Source organism: Aquabacterium sp., from assembly GCF_044226965.1.
Lineage (GTDB): Bacteria > Pseudomonadota > Gammaproteobacteria > Burkholderiales > Burkholderiaceae_C > Pseudaquabacterium.
This window is the reverse complement of sequence record NZ_JBGAGA010000002.1, coordinates 43,557-67,816: the sequence shown is the minus strand read 5'-3', so window position 1 is coordinate 67,816 and position 24,260 is coordinate 43,557. Positions and strand designations below refer to the sequence as shown.

Below are 24,260 nucleotides of genomic sequence, written 5' to 3'. Positions count from 1 at the left end.
CCCGCAGCGCCTGCCTACAGCATCACCTGGGGCAGGCGGTCGGGCACGGTGATCGGTTCGGGCCGTGACGATTCGCGCTGACCCAGCGTGAATTCGAAGGTGGCCCCGACGCCGGGCTCGCCCCGTGCGCTGATGCTGCCGCCGTGCCGCTGCACGATGCGCTGCACGATGGTCAGGCCGATGCCGGTGCCGTCGAACTCGTCGTGGCGATGCAGGCGCTGGAAGGGCTGGAACAGCCGGCGCGCCTGGTCGGGGCCGAAGCCGGCACCGTTGTCGGCGATGGTGATCGTGAGCTGACCGTCCTCGTCCCGCATGCCGCTGAGCCGCACCTCGGGCTGCAGCGTGCGGCGCGTGAACTTCGCGGCATTGCCCAGCAGGTTCTGCAGCACGATGCGCAGCTGCGGCGGCGAGGCCCACACCACCAGCCCGGGCTGGATGTCCCATTTCACCGGCGCGGCACGCTCCATGGCCGGCAGGCTGGCAATCACGTCCTGCGCCAGCCCGCCCAGGTCCACCGCCTGGCGCTCGATCGCCGCGCTGGAGGAACGTGCCAGCTCGAGCAGGGCTTCCAGCGTCACCAGCATCTCGTGCGCGGCACGCGACTGCAGGTCGAGCAGTTCGCTCTCGCCGGGCTGCAGCCGGTCGCCCAGGCGCTGGCGCAGCAGGTCGGCCAGGCCCTGCACATGGCCGATGGGCGTGCGCAGCTCGTGCGCCAGCTGGCGGCCGAAGGCGTCGAGGTCGCGGTTGGCCAGCTCCAGCTCGCGGGTGCGGGCCGTCACGGCCAGCTGCAGTTCGTGGTTGTGCTGCACCAGCATCTGCTCGGTCATCTTGCGCAGCGTGATGTCGCGGCCGACGCCGTGATAACCGATGAAGTCCCCGTGTTCGTCGAAGCGGGGGGCGCCGGCCAGCGACAGCCAGATGGTGCGCCCGTCGTCGCGCTGCACCGCGAACTCCAGCGCGCGAAAGGGCTGGCGCGCGTCCACCTCGCGGCGGTGGGCCTCCCACTGCTCGGGCGTCAGCGCATCGGCATAGGCTTCCCAGTGCGTCTTGCCGACCTGGCGCTGCGCCATGCTGCCGAAGCGGCGCAGCAGCTCGGGCGAGGGCGGCGGAAAGCGGTGCTCGGCATCGGTGACCCAGTACCAGTCGGACGAGAGCCCGGCCATCACCGCATAGCGCTGCTCGCTGGCCTGCAGCCGGCGGAAGGCTTCCTTCGACGCGGTGATGTCGCGCGCCACGCCCTCGTAGCCGGCAAAGCTGCCGTCGCGGTGGAAGCGCGGGCGGCCGCTGAGCGCCACCCAGCCCTGCGCGCGTTCGCCCAGGCCGCTGACGGCCATCTCGATGTCGCGAAAGGGTTCCTGCCGTTCCAGCAGGTCGTGGAAGCCGTGCCAGCCCATGGCCGGCGGCTGGCAGAAGCCGAGCTCGTCGTGCCGGCGGCCCAGCAGGTCGCCCAGCGCGCGGCCCGCGGGCTTGGCGATGGGCGCATCGGCCGACAGTGAGGAGAGCCGGTAGCGCGCGTCGATCTCCCAGTACCAGTCGGTCGACAGCTCGGCGCGCGCGCGCCAGCGGCGCTCGGACTCGCCGAGCACGCCTTCGACCTGCGTGGCCAGGTCGCCGAAGGCCGAGGGCACCGCACGGCGCGGTTCGCGCAGGCCGGCGACCGCCGATTCCCAGGTGCCGCGGCGCAGCTCGTTGACGGTCTGGCGCAGCGTGTTGGCCGCCACGCGCTGCGAGCGCCACAGCGCCGTGGCCAGCGCCGCCAGCAGCAGCACGCAGGTGCCGCCGGCCAGCAGGCTGGGGGCGAGGTGGCGGCGCAGCGTGGCGGCGTCCGCGCCGTCATCGGCCAGCACCGGCATCAGCCAGATCAGCGCCAGCACGGCGCTGGCCAGGCACGCCAGCCCCAGCACGAACACGAGGCGACGAATGCGGCGGCTGGAGCCGGTGTCAGTGGCCGATGGCGCCGCGGTCTCGGACCACGGCAAAGTTTCGCCTTCAGCGTGCAATGTGGCATCGGGCCGCGTGCGCGGCCGAAGAACTGCGATTCCCAATCAACGACCTCTTTTTGTCGCCGGGCTTGGCCGTGAGGCCTAGAACGACGTTTCGGAATGTACGGGGTCGAGGCTGAGTGTGCCTTGCGTCGCGGACGAGGGCAATCGGAGTTTTGTACCGGGGGCAGCGGTGCGCAGCGTCGCACCGGGAAGACCGCGCGCGCCGGGCGCGGCGGCGAGGGCCTGCTCAGGCCTGCAGCGAGCCGCCGCGCAGCGGCGAATCGGGCAGCCCGCGGGCGCCGTACAACGCGTTGCCGGGTGTGCTGTCGGGCATCAGCACATCGATCGCGCGATCGAGGGCCGCAGTGGCGCGGGCCAGGGTTTCGCGCTGCAGCGCAACCTGCGCGCTGGCGCGTGCGAGTCGGCGGCGCATCGGCTCGGGCACGCCGCCGTGGCGGGCCGCATGCATGAAGCGCTGCACCGCGGCCGCCAGGGCGCGATGCAATTCATTGGCCCGCGATTCGACCGCGCGCGCGTCGCGCTCGCGCAACGATTCGGCCAGGAAGGCCAGGCCTTGCTCGACATGGGCCACCGCCGATTCCAGCTCGCAAGTCTGCGCCAGGGCCTGCTGCTCGTTGTGCGTGGTGATCATTGCGGTATGGCCGTGAATGCAATCGGGGGACAGGGAACTCGGTCGAGGCGGGTGATGGCCTGCAGCGCCATCGGCCGCGGCTTCAACCGCGCGACTTCGGTGCCAGCAGTTCGTGCGCGTTGGCGATCAGCTTGTCGGCAATCGCCTCGGGATTGACCTGGAACTTGCCGTCGCGGATGGCGTCCGAGATGCGCTTGACCTTGTCCGCATCGAACACCGCGTCAGTGCCACCGGCGCCCAGCAGGGCACCGGCCGACAGCTCGACCTTGGCGCTGGGCTCGGCCGAGCCGCCAGCGGGCTTGGGCGAGGCCGACTTGCGGTCGGTGACGGCGGGTGTGATCGCCTTGTTTTCGATTGAACCGATCTTCATGGTGGACTCCAACAGGGCGGGTCACCTAGCGTTGCCCTGAGACATGCTCGGGGTATCGGCCCGCAATAACGGGACTTTAGGGCTTTCGCACATTCTTTTCATCCGATCCCCGGTTCGCGGGGGGCAGAGCCCTTCAGCGCCCGCCATTGTGATGCAACTGATCAAAGTGCCAGCTCCACGCGCCGATTGCCGGTGGGCGTGCCGCTGAGCACACGGCCCGATTCGACCTTCACGCGGGCCGGCTGGCCTTCGATGCCCGGCGTCACCGCCTGGCCCTCGGCACTCACGGCATAGCCGGCACCCACGGCCACCACCCGCACCACGTCGCCGGCATTGAAGAACTGGCGCGCACGCAGGTCGGTGCGGCGCAGGGTCTCGCCGGCGGCGAGCGGCCGTGCCAGCGTGCGGCCGATGGCCAGCGCGCCGGTGGTGATGGCGGGGTCGGCGCTGGCCGCAAGGTCGACCTCGGCGAAGTGCAGGTGGCGCGCTTCCAGCAGCGTGCCGGCGGGCAGCGCGCTCTCGGTCACCAGGGCCTGGCCGAAGAGCCTGACCGTCACCGGCAGGTAGACGTTCCAGCGCACCGCCCCCTGCACGCAGCGCAGGCCGATGCGGGTGCGGCCCACCGGCCGTGCGCCGCCCGGCAGGTAGGGCTGGATCTGTTCGCACGGCGCGAGCTTCAGTCGCGGGTCCAGCTGGCCCAGTTCGACTTCGACGCGCACCGGCGGCCCATCCTGGTGGTTGCCCAGCGCCTGGGTGGCCGAATGGCTGGCCAGGCGCTGGAGCTGCTCGGCCAGGCCGGCATCGACACCTTCGGCGCGGGCCGGCAGCGGCAGCAGCACGGCGGTCGCGCAGGCGAGCGCACAGGCGAGTGCGACGGGCGCGCGGGGCAGGGGCAGGGCGATCTTCATCACCCCGCGATGCTGAGGCCGCAGGCCCAGCCGCAGTGGCGCGAATTGGGCGGTTGCAGGGCCCCTTTTCCGGCTCATGTCCGGCGGGCGCTTGCCCAGAATGCCTGGCATCGAAACCCTCATCCGCTGCCCTCGGCCTTCCAGCAACCTCGCGCCGCCCCGCACGCCACCATGTCCAGCACGATCTCCCCGCTCGATTTCCACGCCCAGGCACTGATGCTGCGTGCCGAGCGCCAGCGCCTGATCGCCAGCAACATCGCGAACGCGGACACGCCCGGCTACCAGGCGCGGGACATGGACTTCGGCAAGGCGCTGCAGCAGGCCACCGGCGCGCTGCCGGTGCCCGGCGCGATGACCACGACCCATGCCGGCCACATGAGCGTGGCCGCCGGCGCGGCCAGCGACAACGAGCTGCTGTACGCCACCGGTCCGCAGGACAGCCTGGACCGCAACACGGTCGACCTGGACCGCGAGCGTGCCGCCTTCGCCGAGAACGCGGTGAAGTACGAAGCCACGCTGCGCTTCATCAACAACCACGTGCGCAACCTCACCGAGGCGATGCGCAACCCGAGCCAGGGTTGATTGACCTGCAGGAGCCGCGGCGATGAGCATGTTCCAGATCTTCGACGTATCGGGCAGCGCGGTCAGCGCGCAGTCGCAGCGGCTCAACGCCGTGGCCTCGAACCTCGCCAACGCCGACACGGTGGCCGGCCCCGACGGCCAGGCCTACAAGGCGCGCCAGGTGGTGTTCCAGACCGTGCTGATGGGCGAGACGGCCGATGGCGCGTCGCCCGCCGCCGGCGTGCGCGTGTCCACCGTGCGCGAGGACGATTCGCCCGGACGCCGCGTGCACGACCCCAAGCACCCGGCCGCCGATGCGCAGGGCTACGTGACCTACAGCAACGTCAATCCGGTCGAGGAGATGGTCAACATGATCTCGGCCTCGCGCTCGTACCAGAACAACATCGAAGTGATGAACACGGCCAAGAGCCTGCTGCTGAAGACGCTGCAGCTCGGCCAGTCGTGATCGGCACGCTGAACCTCGGGAACATCCATGGCCTCCACGTTTGACTTCAGCACCGTCGACACCACGGCGAAGGCGCCGCCGACGCCGGTCACCAGCACCACCAAGACGGCCGCGCCGAACTCGGCCACCGAGCAGAGCGACCGCTTCCTGAAGCTGCTGGTCACGCAGATGCAGAACCAGGATCCGCTCAACCCGATGGACAACGCGCAGATCACGACGCAGATGGCGCAGATCTCCACCGTCACCGGCATCGACGACCTGAACAAGAGCATCACCAGCATGAACACCATGCTGCTGCAGTCGCAGTCGCTCGAGGCGGCTTCGCTGGTCGGCAAGAACGTGCTGGTGCCCGGCAAGGAGCTGCAGCTGGCCAAGGACGGCAGCACCGCGGGCGGCTTCGAGCTGGCCGGCCCGGCCGACCAGGTGAACGTGAAGATCTACGACCAGGGCGGCAAGCTGATCGACACCGTCAAGCTCGGCGCGGTCGACCAGGGCCGCCACGGCTTCACCTGGAAGTCGCCCGACGCCAACGCCACCGGCCTGACCTTCGAGGTCTCGGCCACCAACGGCGGCGTGGCCGTGGGCAGCACCGCGCTGGTGGCCGACACCGTCGGCGCCGTCTACACCGAAGGCGGGCAGTTGAAGGTCGAGACCCTCAAGCACGGCATCGTGGCCTACAGCGACGTGAAGGCCGTGAGCTAGGCCGCCGCCCCAAACCCGCCCGCAGCACAACGCAATCCCGATTCCCCGAAGGAGCCCACCATGGCATTCCAGCAAGGCCTGTCCGGCCTCAACGCGACCAGCAAGAACCTCAGCGTCATCGGCAACAACATTGCCAATGCCAACACGTTTGGTGCCAAGGCCTCGCGGGCCGAGTTCGCCGACATGTACGCCAACGCCATCGGCGGCGGCGGCACCGGCAGCGCCATCGGCATCGGCGTGAACCTGGCCGCGGTGACGCAGCGCTTCACGCAGGGCAACATCACCACCACCGAGAGCGGGCTCGACCTCGCGATCAACGGCAACGGCTTCTTCCAGCTCGACGCGGGCGGCACGCCGGTGTACTCGCGCAACGGCCAGTTCCAGCTGAACCAGGAAGGCTTCATCGTCAACGCCGCGGGCCAGAAGCTGCTGGGCATTCCGGCCGGCCAGGGCACCCCGGCGCCGCTGAACCTGCCGACCAAGGGCGTGGACCCCAAGGCCACCACCAAGGTGGAACTGGAGCTGAACCTCGATTCGCGCCTGGCCGTGCCGACGACCACGCCGATCGACGCCAACGACAGCACCAGCTACAACAACGCCACCTCGGTCACCATCTACGACAACAAGGGTCAGGAGATGGCGCTGACCTACTACTTCTCGAAGACCGCCGACGATGCCTGGGACGTGTACGCCACGGTCAACGGCAAGTCGCTCGACGGCGCCAGCACCACGCCGACGCTGGTGACCTCGCTGGCCTTCGACACCAACACCGGGGCCCTGGTGCCGCCGGCCTCGTTCACGGTGCCCGACATCGCCTCGATCCCGCTGACCACCGGCGGCAATTCGGTGCCGATCACCGGGCTGACGCTGGACCTGAACGGGGCCACGCAGTTCGGCTCGAACTATGCGGTGACCGACCTGGCGCAGGACGGCTACGCCCCCGGCCAGCTGACCGGCATCTCGATCGACAAGAGCGGCATCATCAAGGCGCAGTACTCGAACGGGCAGTCGAAGGCCGCCGGCCAGATCATGCTGGCCACCTTCCGCAACCCGCAGGGCCTGCAGCCGCTGGGCGGCAACGCCTGGGCCGCCACCTTCGCGTCGGGCGACCCCAATGTCGGCAAGCCGGGCGACGGCAACATCGGCATGCTGCAGGCCGGCGCGCTGGAAGAGTCCAACGTCGACCTGACCGCCGAGCTGGTGAACATGATCACCGCGCAGCGCGCCTACCAGGCCAATGCGCAGTCGATCAAGACGGAAGACCAGGTCATGCAGACCCTGGTCAACCTGCGCTAATTCGTAAAGAGAGCGGGGCTGCGACATGGATCGGATGATCTACCTGGCGATGAGCGGGGCCAAGGCCACGATGCAGCGCCAGGACATCGTGGCCCACAACCTGGCCAATGCCTCGACCACCGGCTTCAAGGCCGAGCTCGCGGCATTCCGCGCGGTGCCGGTGGTGGGGCAGGGCGCCAGCACGCGGGCCTACACGCTGGAGTCGACGCCGGGCTACAACCCCGACGCCGGCCCGGTGCAGGCCACCGGCCGCAACCTCGACGTCGCGATGCAGGGCAAGGCCTGGCTCGCGGTGCAGGCCACCGACGGCACCGAGGCCTACACCCGTGCCGGCCACCTGCAGATCAATGCCGACGGCCTGCTGACCACCAGCAGCGGCCTGACGGTGATCGGCGATGGCGGACCGATCACGATGCCGGCCAACGGCGAGTACGCCATCGGCGAGGACGGCACCATCACGGCCAAGGTCGGCAGCACCGGCCGGCCGCAGCAGGTGGGCAAGCTCAAGCTGGTGACGCCCGAGGCGCCGCTGACGCGCGGCGCCGACGGCCTGATGCGTGCCGCCGAAGAGCTGCCCGCCGACCCCAACGCCCGCCTGCAGGATGGCGCGCTCGAGGGCAGCAACGTCAGCACCATCGAGAGCATGGTGGCGATGATCTCGGCCGCCCGCCAGTTCGAGCAGCAGATGAAGATGCTGCAGACCGCGCAGGACAAGGAACAGGCGGCGACCAAGCTGCTCGGCGCGAGCTGAGCCCGGACTGTCGCCCTGCGGACTGATGCGGCGGCCGCTGCCGCCCAGAATGTCGGCATGAACGCCGACGATGCCCGCCACCCCTTCGACCGCGCGATCGCGCTCGAGCCGCAGGACCACGAACGCTGGCTGGGCCACACCAGCCCGGCCTACGCCAACATGGTGGGCCCCTATGGCGGCATCAGTGCCGCGCAGGCGCTCCAGGTGGTCATGCAGCATCCGCAGCGCCTGGGCGAACCCACCGCGCTGACCGTCAACTTCTGTGCCGCGCTGGCCGATGGGCCGTTCACCGCCATCGCGCGGCCGCTGCGCACCAACCGCTCGACCCAGCACTGGCTGGTGGAGCTGCAGCAGCAGGGCGAGACCCAGCTCAGCGCCACCGTGTTCACCGCGCTGCGGCGCGACACCTGGGGCAGCGACGAGCTGCGCAAGCCCGCGGTGCCGGCGCCCGCGCAATGCCCGCAGGCCCCGGCGCGCGGCGTGGCCTGGCTCGAGCGCTACGAGATGCGCTTCGTCGAAGGCAGCCTGCCGACCGAATGGGACGGCGAGGACCACGGCAGCAGCCTGACCCGACTGTGGCTGCGCGACGCGCCGCCGCGGCCGCTGGACCATGCCTCGCTGACCGCGCTCAGCGATGCCTTCTTCCCGCGCATCTGGCGCCGCCGCGCGATGCGCGTGCCGATCGGCACCGTGACGATGACGGTGTACTTCCACGCCGATGCGGCCCAGCTGCACCGCGTCGGCAGCGGCTACCTGCTGGGCCAGGCCCAGGCGCAGGGCTACCGGCGCGGCTACTTCGACCAGAGCGCGCAACTGTGGAGCGAAGCCGGCGATCTGCTGGCCACATCGCACCAGCTCGTCTACTACAAGGAATAGCGCGACCGGACATGGCGCCGGAATAGCGCCTTCCGCGGCCGCTTTTCGCGGCATCGCCGGCCTCAAGTTGCGCGGATCATCATGGCATCACGACCGAAGGAGCGTCGCCATGATGCGTTCGCTGTGGATCTCGAAGACCGGCATGGAAGCCCAGCAAACCCAGCTGGACGCCATTGCGCACAACCTGGCCAACACCGGCACCAACGGGTACAAGCGCGGCCACGCGGTGTTCGAGGACCTGATGTACCAGAACCTGCGCCAGGCCGGGGCCAACACCTCCGAGGGCAGTGCGCTGCCCACCGGCCTGCAGATGGGCCTGGGCACGCGCGCGGTCGGCATGGCCCGCAACTTCAGCCAGGGCAACCTGCAGCAGACCGGCAACTCGCTGGACATGGCCATCAAGGGCCAGGGCTTCTTCCAGGTGACGATGCCCGACGGCTCCACCGCCTACACGCGTGACGGCTCGTTCCAGCTCAGCGCGCAGGGCCAGATCGTCACGCAGAACGGCTACGTGGTGCAGCCCGGCATCACGGTGCCGGCCAATGCGCAATCGATCTCGGTGTCGACCGACGGCACCGTCTCGGTCATGCTGCCGAACCAGACCGCACCGCAGGCGCTGGGCCAGCTGCAGCTGGCGACCTTCGTGAACCCGGCCGGCCTGGATCCGCGTGGCGAGAACCTCTTCGTCGAGACCGCCGCCTCGGGCAACCCCAGCACCGGCGCGCCGATGGCCAACGGCCTGGGCTCGGTGGCGCAGAACTTCGTCGAGACCAGCAACGTGAACATGGTCGAGGAGCTGGTCACGATGATCCAGACCCAGCGCGCCTACGAGATCAACTCCAAGGCCATCACGACCTCCGACCAGATGCTGCAGAAGCTCGCGCAGCTCTGACCTGACCTCGCACGGACCGCGCCATGACCTTCCGCTCCGCTCTCACGCTGGCAGCCTGCGCCGGCTTCATGCTGCTCGGCGGCTGCGAGTCGATGCAGCGCGTGCCGCATGTCGACGTGCTGCCCACCCAGCAGCCGGTCTTCGTGGCCGCCGCGCCGCAGGCGGCGCCGGCCCCGGCGGCCAACGGCGCCATCTTCCAGGCCGACCGCTACCGCCCGCTGGTCGAGGACTACCGGGCGCGCCTGGTGGGCGACACCTTGACGGTGCAGATCACCGAGAAGGTCTCGGCCACGCAGAAGGCCACCAGCACCATCGACAAGAGCGGCGAGACCGACTTCGGCCTCACCGCCTTCCCGGGCGTCAAGAACGTCAGCAAGCTGGCGCGCCTGAACGCCGCCGGCAGCAATGCCAACAAGTTCGACGGCAAGGGCGTCACCGAGAGCAGCAACGACTTCTCCGGCACCATCACCGCCACCGTGGTGCAGGTGCTGCCCAATGGCCACCTGATCATTGCCGGCGAGAAGCAGATCGGCGTCAACGCCAACGTCGACGTGCTGCGCTTCTCGGGCCAGGTCGACCCGCGCGCCATCGTGCCGGGCAACAGCGTGGCCTCGACGCAGATCGCCAATGTGCGCATCGAGCAGCGCGGCCGCGGCCAGCAGGCCGAGGCGCAGTCGATGGGCTGGCTGTCGCGCTTCTTCCTGACCCTCATGCCGATTTGAGCACCACCATGCGCCTGAACACCGACCGCACGCTGCGCTGGGTCATCACCGCCGGCTTCTTCGTCGCCTTCGCCGCCGTGTGGTGGCCGGCGCAGGCCGCCCGCATCAAGGAGCTGGCCAGCGTGCAGGGCGTGCGCTCCAACCAGCTCACCGGCTACGGCCTGGTCGTCGGCCTCGACGGCACCGGCGACCAGTCGACCCAGGCGCCGTTCACGCCCCAGAGCCTGGCCGCGATGCTGCAGCAGATGGGCGTGGCGCTGCCGCCGGGCGTGCAGATGCAGCCGAAGAACGTGGCCGCGGTGCTGATCACCGCCGAGCTGCCGGCCTTCGCGCAGCCGGGCCAGCGCATCGACGTCAACGTCTCGTCGGTGGGCAATGCCAAGAGCCTGCGCGGCGGCACGCTGGTGGCCACGCCGCTGAAGGGCGCCGACGGCCAGATCTACGCGATGGCCCAGGGCAACATCATCGTCGGCGGCGCTGGTGCCGCGGCCGGCGGCTCGAAGGTGCAGATCAACCACCTCGCCGCGGGCCGGCTGCCCGAGGGCGCGACGGTGGAACGCGCGGTGCCCACGCCGCTGGGCCAGGGCGGCGTGCTGCAGCTGGACCTGAACAGCAACGACTTCGCCACCGCCCGCGCGGTGGCCGGCGCGATCAACGAAGCCAAGGGCGCCGGCAACGCGCAGGCCATCGACGGCCGCGTGGTCCGCGTGCGGCTGCCGGCAGACGCCGGCGAGCTGGTGGGCTTCATCGCCGACATCGAGAACCTGCCGGTGACGCTGGCCAAGCCGGCGGCACGCGTGGTGCTGAACGCGCGCACCGGCTCGGTGGTGATGAACGAATCGGTCACGCTGGCCGAATGCGCGGTGGCGCATGGCTCGCTGTCCGTCACGATCAGCTCGACGCCGGTGGTCAGCCAGCCCGGCGCGCTGTCGTCCGGGCAAACGGTGGTGACCGAGAAGACCGACATCGCCATCACGCAGCAGGGCGGCTCGCTGATCCAGCTGCCCGCCGGCGCCAAGCTGGCCGAGGTGGTGAAGGCGCTCAATTCCCTCGGCGCGACGCCACAGGACCTGCTGGCCATCCTGCAGGCCCTGAAGAGCGCAGGCGCCCTCAGGGCCGAGCTCGAAGTGATCTGACGCCGTTCACAGGCAGCACCGCATGGCGACCATCCCCACCACCGCACTGGCCACCGACGCCCGGGGCCTGGAGTCGCTGCGCCAGACGGCGGCCAAGGACCCCAAGACCGCGGCGCGCGAGGCGGCCAAGCAGTTCGAATCGCTGTTCATGAACGAGCTGCTCAAGAGCATGCGCGCGGCCAGCATGAGCAGCGGCATGATGGACAACGAGGCCAGCAAGATGGGCACCGAGATGCTCGATGCGCAGCTGGCGACCAAACTGAGCGGCCAGCCCGGCGGCCTGGCCGACATCATCGCGCGCCAGCTCGAGCGCCAGATGGGCCTGACGCCGGGACCGATTCCCAGCACCAAGCCGGCCAACACCAGCCTGCCGCTCGTCAGCAGCCCGAACAGCACGCCGAAGATCCCCGAGAAGAGCGCGGCCGGCTTCGTGCAGCAGCACACCCAGGCCGCACAGGCCGCCGAAGCCGCCACCGGCATTCCGGCGGCCTTCATGCTGGCGCAGTCGGCGCACGAGACCGGCTGGGGCAAGAAGGAAATCATCGGCCGCGACGGCACCAACTCGCACAACCTGTTCGGCATCAAGGCCGGTGCCAACTGGAGCGGCCCGACGGTGGACGTGATGACCACCGAGTACATCGGCGGCCGTGCGCAGAAGGTGGTGCAGAAGTTCCGCGCCTATGCCAGCCATGCCGAGTCCTTTGCCGACTACGCCAAGCTGATGAAGGACAGCCCGCGCTACCACGCCGTGGTCGCCGCCGGCAGCGACGCGCGCGCCTTCGCGCAGGGCCTGCAGAAGGCCGGTTACGCCACCGACCCGGCCTATGCCGAGAAGCTGACCCGCGTGATCAACACCACGCTGCGCCTGCAGCGCGAGCAGGCTTGACGGAGTACACGCCATGTCGATGCTGATGCAACTGGGCACGCGGGCGATGTTCGCGGCCTACGCCCAACTGCAGACCACCGGCCAGAACATCGCGAATGCCAACACGGTAGGCTATTCGCGCCAGCAGGTGGTGCTGACGACCACGCCGGGGCAGTACACCGGCTCGGGCTATTTCGGCCGCGGCGTCACGGTGCAGACGGTGACGCGTGCCTCCAACATGTTCCTCACCTCGCAGGCCGCGGCGACCAAGGCAGTGGCCTCGGCCGACTCGGCGCGGCTGGGCATGCTGCAGCAGCTCGAGCGCGTGTTCGGCACCGGCAGCGCGGGCCTGGGCAACTCGGCCACGCAGCTGTTCAACGCCTTCTCCGACCTGGCAGGCTCGCCGGGCGACCTGTCCGCGCGCCAGGCGGTGCTGTCGCGCGCCGAGGACTTCGCCTCGCTCGCGCGCTCGAACAGCGACCAGCTCGAGGCGATGCAGCTCAACGTCGTCAGCGACGTGCGCAACTCGGTGAAGGACGTCAACGAGATGGCGCAGGGCGTGGCCGAACTCAACGCCAAGATCGCCGGCGCGCAGGGCAACGGCCACGAGCCGAACGACCTGATCGACGCGCGCGACCGGCTGATCAGCCAGATCAGCGAGAAGATCGAGGTGCAGACCATCCATGCGGCGGACGGCAGCACCAGCGTCTTCGTCGCCGGTGGCCAGAGCCTGGTGCTGGGCGGGCTGGCGAACAAGCTGGTGGCGCTGCCCGATGCCTTCGACCCCGCCCGCGTGGCGGTGGGCATCTCGGTGTCCGGCTCCGTCACCGCGCTGCCGACGCGATCGCTCGGCAGCGGCGCGATCGCCGGGCTGATGCAGTTCCAGGACAGCGACCTGGTCGACGCGCGCAACCGGCTGGGCCAGCTCGTCGCCAGCCTGGGCACTGCGGTGAACAACCAGCAGTCCTACGGCATCGACTTGTCCGGCGCGGCGGGCGCGCCGCTGTTCAAGCTGGGCGCCCCGGTGGCCCTGCCGGCCAGCTCGAACACGCAGCCCCCGGGCCAGGTGAGCCTGAGCATCACCGACGCGAGCCAGCTCAAGGCCAGCGAGTACACGCTGGAAGACGATCCGGCCAGCCCGGGCCAGTACCGCGTGACCCGGCTGTCCGACGGGCAGCAGTTCAGCGGCCTTGCCGATGGCGCGACGGTGGACGGCTTCACCTTCAATTTCGGCAGCCCGGCGCCCAGCCCTGGCGATCGTTTCCTGCTCAAGCCGGTGAGCACCGCGCAGATGGGTGCTGCCAGTGCGCTGACCAACCCGCGCGCCATTGCCGCGGCCAGCCCGGTGACCGCCTCGGTCGCGGTGGCCAACACCGGCTCGGCGGCGGTCAGCTCGCTGGTGGTGACGGCCGCGCCCAGCGCGCCGTACCAGGACCTGACGATCGCCTTCACCAGCGGCACCGGCGACTACGAGGTGCGCGACAGCGGCGGCGCGGTGCTGGCCACCGGCACCTGGACCGCCGGCTCGCCGATTGCCTACAACGGCTTCGAGCTGCACCTGAACGGCGTGCCCGCCAGTGGCGACGCGATCTCGGTCGTGCCCACGGCCTTCCCGAACGCGAGCAACGGCAATGCGCTGGCCTTCGACGGCATGTCCGGGCGCCCGCTGGTCGACGGCCAGACGGTGACCGATGCCTATGCCGAGACGCTGTCGTCGGTGGGCGTGCGGGTGCAGGGCGCCAGCGCCGCGGCGCAGACCAGCGCCGCCGTCGCCCAGCGTGCCGACGAGGCGCTGACCAGCGAGACCGGCGTCAACCTCGACGAGGAAGCCGCCAAGCTGATCCAGTACCAGCAGTACTACCAGGCTGCCGCGAAGATGCTGCAGACCGCGCAGACGATGATGGACACCTTGCTGGAGCTCGGCCACTGAGCCCCGGCGCGAGGAGTGTTTGAATGAGCTTCCGGGTTTCGAACGTCAGCCGCTACGCCAGCGCGCTGGACACGCTGCAGCAGCGCCAGGCCGAGCTGAGCAAGGCGCAGATGCAGATGACCGCCGGCAAGCGCGTGAACGTGCCCAGCGACGACCCCACCGCCGCGGCCCGCGCCGAGCGCGCCTTCATCTCGCAGCAGCGCATCACCGCCGAGCAGCGCGCGGTCTCCGTCAGCCGCAATGCGATGACGCTGGTGGAGTCTTCCCTGGGCCAGGCCACCGACCTGCTGCAGAGCAGCCGCGAGACCCTGATCTCCGCCGGCAACGCCAGCTACAGCCCGGCCGAGCGCAAGGCGCTGGCGGTGCAGCTGCAGCAGCTGCGCGGCCAGTTGCTGGCCGTGGCCAACCAGACCGACGGTGCGGGCGGCTACATCTTCGGTGGCCAGGGCACGACCTCGCAGCCCTTCCTCGATTCGCCCTCGGGCGTCACCTTCGCCGGCACCGGCGGCCAGGGCCAGCTGTCGGTCAACGAGCAGATGCCCACCTCGGTCGACGGCCAGCAGGTCTGGCTCTCGGTGCGCAGCGGCAACGGCGTCTACGAGACCGATGCCGCGCCCACCAACACCGGCAGCGCCTACATCGCACCGGGCGGCATCGCGGACCCGTCGCTGCTCACCGGCGGCAACTACGACATCACGTTCAGCGTCGCCGCCGGCGTCACCAGCTACACGGTCAATCCCACCGGGCAGACCGGCACCTACCAGGACGGCGGCACGATCACCGTGGACGGCATGTCGCTGAAGCTCGCCGGCAAGCCCGCCGACGGCGACCAGTTCACGATCAAGCCCAGCACCGTGGGCCTGGACCCCTTCGAGGCGCTGGACAGGGCCATCGCGGTGCTGAACAACCCGAACGCCAATGCCGGCGCCGTGGCGCAGGCGGTGAGCAACGGCGTGCGCGACGTGGACCAGGTGATGAGCCAGTTCTCGGCCGCCCGCTCGGTGGCCGGCGCCACGCTCAGCCGCCTCGACAGCATCGACACGCGCAACCAGGATCGCGATCTGTGGGCCAAGTCGGTACAGTCCGATGCCGAAGACCTGGACATGGTGCAGGCCGTGTCCGACTTCCAGAACAAGCAGACCAGCTACCAGGCCGCCCTGCAGAGCTATTCGATGGTGCAGAAGCTGTCGCTGTTCGACTACATCAAGTGATACGCCAGAGACGATTCAGGGTACAAGCCAAGCGATGAGTTCACATCCCGTGCTGGGGCAGGTGGCCCTGGGCTACGCACCGATGATCGACCGCCACCGCAGCGTCACCGCGGTGCGCGTCACGGTGTTTCCGATCCGGCCCGAGGTCAACCCCAAGGCCGGCGACCTGCTGGCCGCGATTGCCGAGACCTGGCCCGCCGATGCCGGCCGCGTGTCGCTGAACATCGTCGGCGAAAGCCTGCTGCAGGACCTGATGCAGATGGAGCTGCCGCTGAACATGATGGTCGAGGTGCCGGCCTTCATGGCCGCCGACATCGCCCACACCGAGGCGCTGATCGCGCTGCACCAGCGCGGCAACACGCTGCTGATCAAGGGCCGGCCGCTGACGCCGCTGCCGCGCGAGGTGCTGCCGTGCTTCGCCTACTCGATCATCGACCTGTCGGACGAGCGGCGCGACGGCACGCCGGCGCCCGGCGGCGTCTCGCGCACCATCCCGCACGTGCAGGGCGAGGTGCGCACGCTGGTGCAGATGAACGACGCCTTCGCCCGCGGCGCGATCGCGGTGCTGGGCTGGCCGATCGACGACGCCATCGTCAACACCGGCAAGTCGTCCGCGCAGCCCGACCTGCAGGCGATCGTCGAGCTGATCAACCGCGTCGACCGGCAGGAGCCGGTCGAGCGGCTCGAAGCGGTGATGAAGAACGACCCGACGATGGCGTTCAAGCTGATGCGCTACATCAACTCGCCGGCCTTCGGGCTGTCGGTCGAGATCACCTCGTTCCGCCACGCCATCATGCTGCTGGGCTACCAGCGCCTGAAGCGCTGGCTGGCGCTGCTGCTGGCCTCGGCCAGCCGCGACGTGAACATGAAGCCGGTGATCTACGCCGCGGTGCGCCGCGGCCTGCTGATGGAGGAGCTGGTGCGCGAGCACGGCGACCCCGAGAAGCGCGGCGAGCTGTTCATCTGCGGCGTGTTCTCGCTGCTCGACCGCATGATGCGCCAGCCCTTCGCCGAGCTGCTGCAGACCATCCCGGTGCCGGAGGGCGTGCGCGCCGCGCTGGTCGACGACGACGGCCCGTACTACCCGTACCTCGAGATGGTGCGGGCGATCGAATCGGCCTCGATCTACGACATCCGCACCGCGGCGGACACCATGCTGCTGGCGGTGGCCGAGGTCAACCGCGCAGTGCTGCGGGCCCTGGCCGCGGCGCGGCAGCTGGACTGAACCCGCCGCGCGCCGCAGCGACTCACTCGCCCAGGTCGCAGGCGAAGAAGGTCACGTAGCGGTCGTTCATCGCCACACCGGCGAAGGCCACGCGCGGCTCCAGCAGGTTGCGGTGGTGCGTGGACACACGGCGCCAGCCGTTGATCACCGTCTCCGGCACCTGGAAGTTGTGCGCGACGTTCTCGACGCACAGCGAGCTGCTGGTGCGCTCGACCCGGCCGGCGAAGCCGTCGTGGCTGGGTCGGTGCTGGCCGGCCATGGCGGCGCTGTGCTCGGCCGCCAGCGCCGTCAGGGCCGCCGAAACCCGCAGCGGCTCCAGGCCCTGGCTCTGCCGGTAGCCATTGATCGCCGCGAACACGCGATCGGCGTAGGCCGCGTCCGCGCCGGCCTGCACGGCCGGTGCCAGCGCGGCGGCCAGCAGCAGTGCGCCGAGGCGGCGGACGACACGGCGGACGACACGGCGGACGGGACTGCGGACGACGAGGGGGCTGGTGCGGTGCTGTGTCATGGGCCCGCCAGTGTGGCGCAGCCGGTCTCAACCTTGTGCGGCTTTGGCCGATAAGTCGTTGAGGCCCGTGCATTTGTACCCGGGCCACTACCGGCCACGACCCCTGCCCATGGAAGACGCCTACGACTCGCGCGACCGCCGCAGCAACTGCCCCGCCTGTGGCGAGGAGATTCGCCGCGTGCCCCGCACCGAGGCCGATCATGCCGGGCGCTATGCCACGCAGATGCGGCGCTACGCCTGCACCAGCGCCAGCTGTGGCTGGCAGGGCCTGCTGCCGCGCCAGCCGACCTCGCAGCGCACGCTCGAGGCGGTGGCCGAGGCCGCGAAACCGAACCGGGCGCGTGAATGGTTCAAGGCCGTGCGCCCGGCCCTGCCGCTGGCGCTGGCCGGCTTGGCGGGCGCCGTGCTCGCCAGCGCCGCGATGTGGCAGCTGCTGCCGCATGCCGAGCCCGCGCCGCATGCGGGCGGCAAGTTCCTGGCGCCCGGCGAGCACCATGAAGGCGTGGCGATGAACCCGCAGCATCCGCTGCTGAAGGCCGAGGACGGCGCGCCGGCGGAGATCGAACGGCTGGCGCTGCGCCAGGGCTGTGCCTGGGGTCGCCCGGGCACCAATCCGTACCGCGGCACGGTGGACCAGGCCCTGGTCACCGCGAAGCTGCCGCCCGAGGTGGTCCAGCGCATCGCGATGAAGGTGCGGGCCGGCCAGCTCGACGACCGGCTCGAGATCACCAATGCCGGCATCCGCACGCACAAGGACGAGCGCGAGTTCGAGCCGCGCAACGTGGCCATGACCTACGGCAAGACCTTGTGCGTGAACACGCGCGTGAACTTCAAGGCCGGCCATGTCGAGCGGGCCAGCCTGTACGAGGCGGCCGACAAGCGCGGCAACCTCTACTCGGTGATGGTGCCCGATGTGTGCGGCAATGTCTCGGTGCTGGGTGCCCGCCTGGAGCGCAACCGCAAGCGCGTGCCGCTGCCGGTGCTGGCCGAGACCGCGCATGGCGGCCCGGCGCTGCTGCGCCTGATGGCGGCCGACCCGGACGATCCGGCCCATGCCGTGCCCGAGCCCGGCACGCTGGCCTGCGTGCTGGCAGCCTTGCTGGCGCTGGGCTGGCGCCTGCGTCGCCGCCCGCAGCGGCTGCCGCCGATCGGCCGTCGTTGACCGCCGGGCCCGAAGGCCCGCCGGTTTCAAGGTCTGGACATCAGCGCGAGAAGTCGGCCGCTTAAACTGGGCCGATGTCGGTCCTGTCCCGTCCCCAGGCGATGCCCTCGCACGCGCAGCTGGCTGCGCTGCTGGACAGCATCGATGACCCGATCATCCTGTTCGACAACCGGCGCCGCGTCAGCTGGTGCAACCACAGCGCGGTGCGCATGCTCGGCTGCGAAGCGGGGCAGGATGCGCTGCCCGCGCTGTCGCAGGTGGCCGAGCCCGAGCGTGCCGGGCTGATCGCCGCCCTCTCGGCGGTGGCCGGCGAAGGGCATTGGCAGGCCCGCCTGTCCGATGGGCGGCCGCTGCTGCTGGTGATGTCGGTGGTGCCCGGCGGCGGGCGCATGCTGCGCGCACGGCCCGGTCCCGCGGCAGCGCAGGAGCCGCCGCCGCCATCGCGGGCCACCAGCGAGATCGTCCGGCTGCTGTGGGACGCGCCGCAGCCGATGACGGTGCAGTCGGCCGACTTCCGCATCGTCGCCGCCAACCGCGCCTACTGCGAGGCCTTCGGCCGCCTGCCGAACCAGGTGCTCGGCCATGACCCGCTGGAATTCACCCCGCCGGAAGACCACGCCGCGATGCGCGAGACGCGCCAGCAGATGACGGCGGCGCTGCGCGAGGGCCGGCAACCCGACTTCCGCCTCGACCGTCGGCTCACCGACGCCCAGGGCCGCGAGCGCCACTTCCGCTTTGCGCCACGCTGGGTCAGTGCGGACGATGGCGAGCCGCTGCTGCTGGCCATCCTGCATGACGTGACGCCCGAGTACAGCGCGCGCGAGCAGGCCGATCGCAGCGTCTACGAACTGGAGCACTGGTTCGACCTGAGCCCGATCGGCATGCTGGTGTACGACCCCACCGGCCTGATCGTGCGCAGCAATGCGGCCTTCGAGTCGCTGGTCGGCGCGGCGCCGGTGATGCTGCGCGATGCCCCGGCCGAGCTGTGCCAGCTGCTGGCCTGGGAGGGCGACCGTCCGCACCCGGCCTTGCGGGCCGATGCCCCTGCACTCGAAGTACGCGGCAGCCTCAGCCTGCCCGATGGACGGCGGCTGCGCCTGCGCTCGCGCCTGCGCGCCTTCCGCACCGACACCGGCGAGGTGCGCGTGATGGCGGTGGTGGAAGACCGCAGCCTCGAGGACGAGCGCGACCTGGCGCAACTGGAGATCGGTGCGCTGATGGACACGGCCGGCGTCGGCGTCGCGACCTACGAGGCCTCGCGTGGCTGGCTCAAGAGCCGCGCCGCGCCGCGCACCGGCAGCTCGGCGGCGTCGGGCTCGCAGGCCGCGCTGCAGTCGATCGGCCGCGACCAGGTCGATGCCGCGTCGATGGACGAATTCGAGCGCCTGCAGCGCGCGCTGCGCGAAGGCCAGCGCGCCCAGGTGCGCTATGCGGTGCACCTGCCCGACATGGGCACGCGCTGGCTGCTGACCCGGGTCGAGCCCGGCGAGCTGGCCGGTGGCCGCAGCACCCTGTCGGTGGTCACGCTGGACATCACCGAGCAGGAGGAGGCGCACCGCCGCAGCGAACAACTGCTGCGCGAGCTCTCCACCATCCTCGACGGCACCACCGCCGGCATTGCCTACCTGCGCGGCGAGCGCCTGGTGCGCTGCAACCGCCGCTTCGAGCTGATGCTCGAGCGGCCCGAAGGCCACAGCGCCGGTGCCTCGATCGACGACGTGTTCGCCGACCAGCCGGCGGTGCAGGCACTGTTGCGCCAGGCACTGGCCGAGGACGGCCGCTTCGAGAGCGAGTTCCAGCATCGCGCGGCCTGGTTCGCGCTGTCGGTCTCGCGCGCGCCGGGCGCCGCGTCCGGGACCGACGGCGAGGCCGAAGCGGTGGCGGTGCTGACCGACATCACGCGGCTCAAGCAGCAGCAGGCCGAGGTCGAGGCACTGGGCCGCGAGCGCGAGCTGATGTTCAGCCTGTCCGATGTCGGCATCGCCTACGTGCGCGGCGGCCGCATCGAGCGCGCGAACGAGGCGATGGCGCTGCTCACCGGCTACACGGTGGAAGCGCTGGCGCAGCTGCCGCTGTACCGGCTCTTCGAGAGCGACGACGTTTTCGAGAGCCTGAAGGCACAGCAGGAGGGCGCGCTGCGGCGTGCCGGCCAGTGGCGTGGCGAGTACCGCATGCGCCGGCGCGACGGCCGACTGACCTGGGTGCAGGCCAGCAAGCGCAGCGTCGACGATCGCGTGCCCGAGGCGGGGCTGATCTGCTCGTACGTCGACATCGACGAGCGCCGCCGCGCACGCGAGGCCGTGCAGTTGCAGGCCGAGCGCACGCGCGCCATCCTCGATTCGGTGCTGGTGGGCATCGTCACCGTCGGAGACACCGGCATCGAGTGGATGAACCGCTCGGCCCGGCGCATGTTCGGCGGCGAGCTGGCCGATTTCGTCGGCGAGCCGATCTCCATCGTCGCCACCGCCGAGCCCGAGCATCCGCTGCGCGCGACCCACTACCTGAAGTCTCTCGAGGAGGGCCAGGCCGAGACCTTCGAGTGCCGCCTGCGCGGGCGCGACGGGCGCGAGTTCTGGGTCGTCGGCAACGCGGTGGTGACCGGCCGCGAATCCACCGGCATGCAGATCACCTTCGCGCTGCTGGACATCGAACGCCGCCGCCAGGCCGAGATCAGCATCGCGCAGGCGCAGGCGTCGCTGCAGCGCATCATCGAGACCGCGCCGCTGGCCATCGCGCTGTTCGATGCCGGCTCGGGCCGCGTGCTGCGCCTGAACCACATGGCGGCGATGTTCTTCGGCAAGCCGGTCGAGGCCGTGCTGGGCCGCGCGCCGGAAGAGTGGTTCCCGGCCGCCGAGGCGCAGGCGCTGCGCCACGAACTCGCACAGGCGCAGGCGCAGACCGAGGTGCTGCGGCGCGAGCAGCATCGCCACGATGGCGCCGGCGAGCGCCGGGTGTGGGACATGCGCATCGTCAGCCTCGAATCCACCGGCGAGCCGCAACTGCTGCTGGTGGCCAGCGACGTGACCGAGCAGCGCGCGGCCGAGCAGGCGCGCTTCGAGGCCGCGGTGTCGCAGCGCGAGATGCTGGTGAAGGAAGTGCACCACCGCATCAAGAACAACCTGCAGGGCGTGGCCGGCCTGCTGCAGCAGACGGCGGCGCGCCGCCCCGAGGTGGCCACGCTGATCAGCGAAGCGGTGGGCCAGGTGCAGGCGATCGCGCAGGTGCACGGGCTGCAGGTGGGCATCTCGGGGCCGCTGCGCATCAAGCCGCTGCTCGAAGCCATCACCGCCTCGGTGCAGCGCACCTTCGGCCGGCCGATCACGGTCGAGACCGAAGGCCAGCCGCCGCACCGCTTCGCGCTGCCGGAGGCCGAGTCGATCCCGATCGCGCTGACCGTCAACGAGCTGCTGACCAATGCCATCAAGCATGGCGCCGGCGGGCCGGTGCGCTGCGTGCTGCGTTGCGAGGAGGGCAGTGTCGGCATCACCGTGGCCAACCAGGGCCAGCTGCGCAGCGGCTTCAGCCTGGCGCAGGTGCCGCCGGGCGTCTCGGGCCTGGGGCTGGTGCGCGCGCTGCTGCCGCGGCGAACGGCCACGCTGTCGCTGCTGCAGGTGGGGCGCGAGGTGCAGGCCAGCGTCGTGCTGGTGCCGCCCAGCATCGCGCTGCTGGAACCCTTGTGAACCCCTTGCCACCGGGGCATCGGTGACAATCCGGCCGGCAGTTTCACGGAAGACGACTCGATGGCCGACAAGGGCAAGATCCTGGTGGTGGACGACGACCGGCTGGTGCTGGCCACCGTGACCCACGGCCTGGCGCAGGCCGGCTACGAGGTGATCGACGCGGACAACGGCGACGACGCCATCCTGCTGGCGCGCGAGCACAAGCCCGACCTGGCGCTGCTGGACATCCGCATGGAAGGCAAGAGCGGCTTCGATGTCGCGGCCTACCTGCGCGAGTACCTGCACACGCCGTTCATGTTCCTGTCGGCCTTTGCCGACGACGAGACGGTGCAGCAGGTGCGCGCGCTGGGCGCGGTGGCCTACCTCGTGAAGCCGCTGGACATCGGCCAGATCGTGCCCACCGTCGAGGCCGCGTTCGCGAACCTGCCGACGCGCACGATGGAGCGTCCGGTCGCCGGCCCCGTGGCAGAGCCCGCGCCGCTGCCGCAGCCAGCCGCCCCGCTGGCCGACACGGTGCCGATGGCGGTGGGTGTGCTGATGCACCGCTACTCGCTGCAGCGCACCGAGGCGCTGCAGCGCCTGCAGAAGCTGGCGCTGGACGAAGGCCGCACGCTCGAAGACCAGGCCGAGCGCCTGATCGAGGCGGTGGAGTTGCTGGCCCGCCCGGGCCAGCTGTGAGGTTCAGCCCTTCAAGGTGAAGTAGAAGCGGGCGCCTTGCCCGACTTCGCTCTCGGCCCAGATCTCGCCCCCATGGCGGCGGATGATGCGGCGCACCGAGGCCAGGCCGACGCCGGTGCCCTGGAAGTCACCGCTCGAATGCAGGCGCTGGAACACGCCGAACAGGCGGTCGGCAAACCGCATGTCGAAGCCGGCGCCGTTGTCGCGCACCACATAGGCCTTGCGGCCGGGCAACTCGGCGGGCTCGAACGTGATCTCGGCGCGTGGCGACTTGCTCGAATACTTCCACGCATTGCCCAGCAGGTTCTCCAGCGCCATGCGCAGCAGGGTCGGGTCGCCTTGCGTCGTCATCCCCGGGGTGATGCGGATCTCGGCCTCGCGCTCGGGGCTGGCGCGGCGCAGGTCGTCGACGACGAACTGCGCCAGCTGCGACAGGTTGACCGGCTGGCGCTGCAAGGGCTGTGTCGACAGCTGCGACAGCGACAGCAGCGCGTCGATCATGCTGTTCATGCGCGCGGCGGCGCTGAGCACGCGGTCGAGGTGGTCGTTGCCGATGCGGTCCAGCGCCTTGCCGTAGTCCTCCTTCAGGATGCGGGCAAAGCCTTCGACGACGCGGATGGGCGCACGCAGGTCGTGCGAGACGGTGTAGCTGAACGACGCATGCTCGGCCGCCAGCGACTGCGCGCTGCCGTCGCTGTCGCGCGGCACCAGCGCCAGCAGGCGGCCGCCGGCGGCCGCTCCGCCGTCGCGCTCGCCGCCGCGCTCGGCGCCCACCGCCACCAGCCAGGCGGTCCAGCCGTCGTGCTCGGCGCTCTGCCCGGGTTGCAGGGCCAGCACGCGCTGGCGCAGACCCTCCGGCAGGCCGGCCAGGGCCTGGCCCCAGCTCAGACCGGTCACCGGGCCGTCGTCCAGCGCAAGCACGCGGCGTGCGGCCGGGTTCAGGCGCTGCAGCTGCAGCTGGCCATCGGCGCCGGATGCCGCCAGGCACAGCGCCACCGGTCCTTCGCGCAGCAGCGCGCCGAAGGCTTCGCGCTCCACCAGGACCTGCTCGGCCTCGTCCGCCGGGCGCGCCAGGCCCATGTAGCCGGCAAAGTTGCCGCGGCTGTCGAAACGCGGCTGGCCGCGCAGGCGCCAGCGGCGCTGGCCGTTGCCGGGGGTCTGCTGCCACAGCGGCAGCTCCGGCAGCGGGGCCTGCGCTTCCATGCGCGCCTGCAAGCTGGCATCGGGTTGCTGGAAGCGCTCCCAGATCAGCTGTCCGCTGAAGGAGCCGACAGCCCACGACGACGCCGGGGCCGCGGCCGGCGGCTGGAAGCGCACCAGTCGGTGCTCGGCATCGGTCTGCCAGACCCAGGCTTCGCTCAGCTGCATCAGCGCCTGGGTCTGCTGGCGAGCCTCCTGCAAGCGGGCCTGCTGGCGTTGCCGGGCCCACAACGCACCGGCCAGCACGCAGGCCGCGGCGGTGAGCAGCAGGGCCAGCGCGGCCAGCGCGCCGCCACCTTCGCGCTGGCTGGCCAGCAGCGCGGCCACCACCGCAGCGGCAACCAGCACCAACGGCAACGCGGCGTCGCTGAGGCGGGCAGACAGGGTCCTGGCTTCGCGGTCGCGCGGCATGGTGGCGGGCATTGTAGGCAGCGCCTGTGTTCGCCCCGGGCGACCGTGGCGGGCTGCGCCGAACGGGTGGATT

Annotated in this window: 22 protein-coding genes; 16 read left to right on the top strand and 6 right to left on the bottom strand. The window is 70.7% G+C overall.

Annotation, left to right across the window (positions count from 1 at the left end):
- Positions 1-14: 14 nt before the first annotated feature.
- From ACILR4_RS01310 to flgA, 4 genes are all read right to left on the bottom strand, one after another.
- The gene (locus tag ACILR4_RS01310; RefSeq protein ID WP_395699008.1) at positions 15-1,979 is read right to left on the bottom strand and encodes an ATP-binding protein; all 1,965 of its coding nucleotides are present in this window, start codon (positions 1,977-1,979) and stop codon (positions 15-17) included.
- Between the two features lie 253 nt (positions 1,980-2,232).
- Positions 2,233-2,637, bottom strand: coding sequence for a hypothetical protein (locus ACILR4_RS01305; RefSeq protein WP_395699007.1), 405 nt, complete (start codon positions 2,635-2,637; stop codon positions 2,233-2,235).
- A gap of 82 nt (positions 2,638-2,719) precedes the next feature.
- Positions 2,720-3,007 (bottom strand): flagellar biosynthesis anti-sigma factor FlgM, encoded by a 288-nt coding sequence (gene flgM, locus ACILR4_RS01300; RefSeq protein WP_395699006.1) that lies wholly within the window; start codon positions 3,005-3,007, stop codon positions 2,720-2,722.
- A 161-nt stretch (positions 3,008-3,168) separates the two neighbouring features.
- Complete coding sequence (gene flgA / locus ACILR4_RS01295) at positions 3,169-3,915, bottom strand: flagellar basal body P-ring formation chaperone FlgA (protein ID WP_395699005.1); 747 nt, start codon at positions 3,913-3,915, stop codon at positions 3,169-3,171.
- 171 nt (positions 3,916-4,086) lie between these two features.
- On the opposite strand from flgA, the gene flgB reads away from it, so the two are divergent.
- From flgB to ACILR4_RS01230, 13 genes are all read left to right on the top strand, one after another.
- On the top strand, positions 4,087-4,497 hold the full coding sequence (flgB, locus tag ACILR4_RS01290; protein WP_395699004.1) for a flagellar basal body rod protein FlgB: 411 nt from the start codon (positions 4,087-4,089) through the stop codon (positions 4,495-4,497).
- Between the two features lie 22 nt (positions 4,498-4,519).
- Complete coding sequence (gene flgC / locus ACILR4_RS01285; RefSeq protein ID WP_395699003.1) at positions 4,520-4,942, top strand: flagellar basal body rod protein FlgC; 423 nt, start codon at positions 4,520-4,522, stop codon at positions 4,940-4,942.
- 27 nt (positions 4,943-4,969) lie between these two features.
- On the top strand, positions 4,970-5,644 hold the full coding sequence (locus tag ACILR4_RS01280) for a flagellar hook assembly protein FlgD (protein ID WP_395699002.1): 675 nt from the start codon (positions 4,970-4,972) through the stop codon (positions 5,642-5,644).
- 60 nt (positions 5,645-5,704) lie between these two features.
- On the top strand, positions 5,705-6,940 hold the full coding sequence (gene flgE / locus ACILR4_RS01275; RefSeq protein ID WP_395699001.1) for a flagellar hook protein FlgE: 1,236 nt from the start codon (positions 5,705-5,707) through the stop codon (positions 6,938-6,940).
- Positions 6,941-6,965: 25 nt separating this feature from the next.
- Entirely contained in the window at positions 6,966-7,691 is a 726-nt protein-coding gene (flgF, locus tag ACILR4_RS01270; RefSeq protein ID WP_395699000.1) for a flagellar basal-body rod protein FlgF, read from the top strand.
- 57 nt (positions 7,692-7,748) lie between these two features.
- Positions 7,749-8,567: an acyl-CoA thioesterase gene (locus tag ACILR4_RS01265; RefSeq protein ID WP_395698999.1), complete on the top strand. Its 819-nt coding sequence runs from the start codon at positions 7,749-7,751 to the stop codon at positions 8,565-8,567.
- Between the two features lie 109 nt (positions 8,568-8,676).
- Complete coding sequence (gene flgG / locus ACILR4_RS01260; protein WP_395698998.1) at positions 8,677-9,459, top strand: flagellar basal-body rod protein FlgG; 783 nt, start codon at positions 8,677-8,679, stop codon at positions 9,457-9,459.
- Between the two features lie 23 nt (positions 9,460-9,482).
- Positions 9,483-10,181, top strand: coding sequence for a flagellar basal body L-ring protein FlgH (locus tag ACILR4_RS01255; RefSeq protein WP_395698997.1), 699 nt, complete (start codon positions 9,483-9,485; stop codon positions 10,179-10,181).
- A gap of 8 nt (positions 10,182-10,189) precedes the next feature.
- Positions 10,190-11,317 (top strand): flagellar basal body P-ring protein FlgI, encoded by a 1,128-nt coding sequence (locus ACILR4_RS01250; RefSeq protein WP_395698996.1) that lies wholly within the window; start codon positions 10,190-10,192, stop codon positions 11,315-11,317.
- Between the two features lie 22 nt (positions 11,318-11,339).
- Entirely contained in the window at positions 11,340-12,203 is an 864-nt protein-coding gene (flgJ, locus tag ACILR4_RS01245; protein ID WP_395698995.1) for a flagellar assembly peptidoglycan hydrolase FlgJ, read from the top strand.
- 13 nt (positions 12,204-12,216) lie between these two features.
- A complete protein-coding gene (gene flgK / locus ACILR4_RS01240) occupies positions 12,217-14,112 on the top strand; it encodes a flagellar hook-associated protein FlgK (protein ID WP_395698994.1) in 1,896 nt (631 codons plus the stop codon).
- A gap of 23 nt (positions 14,113-14,135) precedes the next feature.
- Entirely contained in the window at positions 14,136-15,323 is a 1,188-nt protein-coding gene (gene flgL / locus ACILR4_RS01235; protein ID WP_395698993.1) for a flagellar hook-associated protein FlgL, read from the top strand.
- A 34-nt stretch (positions 15,324-15,357) separates the two neighbouring features.
- Positions 15,358-16,548, top strand: a complete 1,191-nt coding sequence (locus ACILR4_RS01230; RefSeq protein WP_395698992.1) for an EAL and HDOD domain-containing protein — start codon at positions 15,358-15,360, stop codon at positions 16,546-16,548.
- 22 nt (positions 16,549-16,570) lie between these two features.
- Here the strand turns inward: ACILR4_RS01230 and ACILR4_RS01225 are convergent, their stop codons facing one another.
- Positions 16,571-17,056, bottom strand: a complete 486-nt coding sequence (locus ACILR4_RS01225) for a CAP domain-containing protein (RefSeq protein ID WP_395698991.1) — start codon at positions 17,054-17,056, stop codon at positions 16,571-16,573.
- Positions 17,057-17,165: 109 nt separating this feature from the next.
- Here ACILR4_RS01225 and ACILR4_RS01220 point away from each other — a divergent pair, with 109 nt between their 5' ends.
- The 3 genes from ACILR4_RS01220 to ACILR4_RS01210 all read left to right on the top strand — a co-directional run bounded on the left by ACILR4_RS01220 (position 17,166) and on the right by ACILR4_RS01210 (position 22,576).
- Entirely contained in the window at positions 17,166-18,218 is a 1,053-nt protein-coding gene (locus tag ACILR4_RS01220; RefSeq protein ID WP_395698990.1) for a PEP-CTERM sorting domain-containing protein, read from the top strand.
- Positions 18,219-18,292: 74 nt separating this feature from the next.
- Positions 18,293-21,898, top strand: coding sequence for a PAS domain S-box protein (locus tag ACILR4_RS01215; RefSeq protein ID WP_395698989.1), 3,606 nt, complete (start codon positions 18,293-18,295; stop codon positions 21,896-21,898).
- A gap of 60 nt (positions 21,899-21,958) precedes the next feature.
- Positions 21,959-22,576 (top strand): response regulator, encoded by a 618-nt coding sequence (locus tag ACILR4_RS01210; protein ID WP_395698988.1) that lies wholly within the window; start codon positions 21,959-21,961, stop codon positions 22,574-22,576.
- Positions 22,577-22,579: 3 nt separating this feature from the next.
- Here the strand turns inward: ACILR4_RS01210 and ACILR4_RS01205 are convergent, their stop codons facing one another.
- On the bottom strand, positions 22,580-24,187 hold the full coding sequence (locus ACILR4_RS01205; protein ID WP_395698987.1) for an ATP-binding protein: 1,608 nt from the start codon (positions 24,185-24,187) through the stop codon (positions 22,580-22,582).
- Positions 24,188-24,260 lie beyond the last annotated feature (73 nt).

What these genes read in the sequence shown, in the direction of transcription:
- ACILR4_RS01305 (WP_395699007.1), bottom strand. Translation starts at nt 2,637, where the DNA reads ATGATCACCACGCACAACGAGCAGCAGGCCCTGGCGCAGACTTGCGAG.
- flgM (WP_395699006.1), bottom strand. Translation starts at nt 3,007, where the DNA reads ATGAAGATCGGTTCAATCGAAAACAAGGCGATCACACCCGCCGTCACC.
- flgA (WP_395699005.1), bottom strand. Translation starts at nt 3,915, where the DNA reads ATGAAGATCGCCCTGCCCCTGCCCCGCGCGCCCGTCGCACTCGCCTGT.
- flgB (WP_395699004.1), top strand. Translation starts at nt 4,087, where the DNA reads ATGTCCAGCACGATCTCCCCGCTCGATTTCCACGCCCAGGCACTGATG.
- flgC (WP_395699003.1), top strand. Translation starts at nt 4,520, where the DNA reads ATGAGCATGTTCCAGATCTTCGACGTATCGGGCAGCGCGGTCAGCGCG.
- ACILR4_RS01280 (WP_395699002.1), top strand. Translation starts at nt 4,970, where the DNA reads ATGGCCTCCACGTTTGACTTCAGCACCGTCGACACCACGGCGAAGGCG.
- flgE (WP_395699001.1), top strand. Translation starts at nt 5,705, where the DNA reads ATGGCATTCCAGCAAGGCCTGTCCGGCCTCAACGCGACCAGCAAGAAC.
- flgF (WP_395699000.1), top strand. Translation starts at nt 6,966, where the DNA reads ATGGATCGGATGATCTACCTGGCGATGAGCGGGGCCAAGGCCACGATG.
- ACILR4_RS01265 (WP_395698999.1), top strand. Translation starts at nt 7,749, where the DNA reads ATGAACGCCGACGATGCCCGCCACCCCTTCGACCGCGCGATCGCGCTC.
- flgG (WP_395698998.1), top strand. Translation starts at nt 8,677, where the DNA reads ATGATGCGTTCGCTGTGGATCTCGAAGACCGGCATGGAAGCCCAGCAA.
- ACILR4_RS01255 (WP_395698997.1), top strand. Translation starts at nt 9,483, where the DNA reads ATGACCTTCCGCTCCGCTCTCACGCTGGCAGCCTGCGCCGGCTTCATG.
- ACILR4_RS01250 (WP_395698996.1), top strand. Translation starts at nt 10,190, where the DNA reads ATGCGCCTGAACACCGACCGCACGCTGCGCTGGGTCATCACCGCCGGC.
- flgJ (WP_395698995.1), top strand. Translation starts at nt 11,340, where the DNA reads ATGGCGACCATCCCCACCACCGCACTGGCCACCGACGCCCGGGGCCTG.
- flgK (WP_395698994.1), top strand. Translation starts at nt 12,217, where the DNA reads ATGTCGATGCTGATGCAACTGGGCACGCGGGCGATGTTCGCGGCCTAC.
- flgL (WP_395698993.1), top strand. Translation starts at nt 14,136, where the DNA reads ATGAGCTTCCGGGTTTCGAACGTCAGCCGCTACGCCAGCGCGCTGGAC.
- ACILR4_RS01230 (WP_395698992.1), top strand. Translation starts at nt 15,358, where the DNA reads ATGAGTTCACATCCCGTGCTGGGGCAGGTGGCCCTGGGCTACGCACCG.
- ACILR4_RS01225 (WP_395698991.1), bottom strand. Translation starts at nt 17,056, where the DNA reads ATGACACAGCACCGCACCAGCCCCCTCGTCGTCCGCAGTCCCGTCCGC.
- ACILR4_RS01220 (WP_395698990.1), top strand. Translation starts at nt 17,166, where the DNA reads ATGGAAGACGCCTACGACTCGCGCGACCGCCGCAGCAACTGCCCCGCC.
- ACILR4_RS01215 (WP_395698989.1), top strand. Translation starts at nt 18,293, where the DNA reads ATGTCGGTCCTGTCCCGTCCCCAGGCGATGCCCTCGCACGCGCAGCTG.
- ACILR4_RS01210 (WP_395698988.1), top strand. Translation starts at nt 21,959, where the DNA reads ATGGCCGACAAGGGCAAGATCCTGGTGGTGGACGACGACCGGCTGGTG.
- ACILR4_RS01205 (WP_395698987.1), bottom strand. Translation starts at nt 24,187, where the DNA reads ATGCCGCGCGACCGCGAAGCCAGGACCCTGTCTGCCCGCCTCAGCGAC.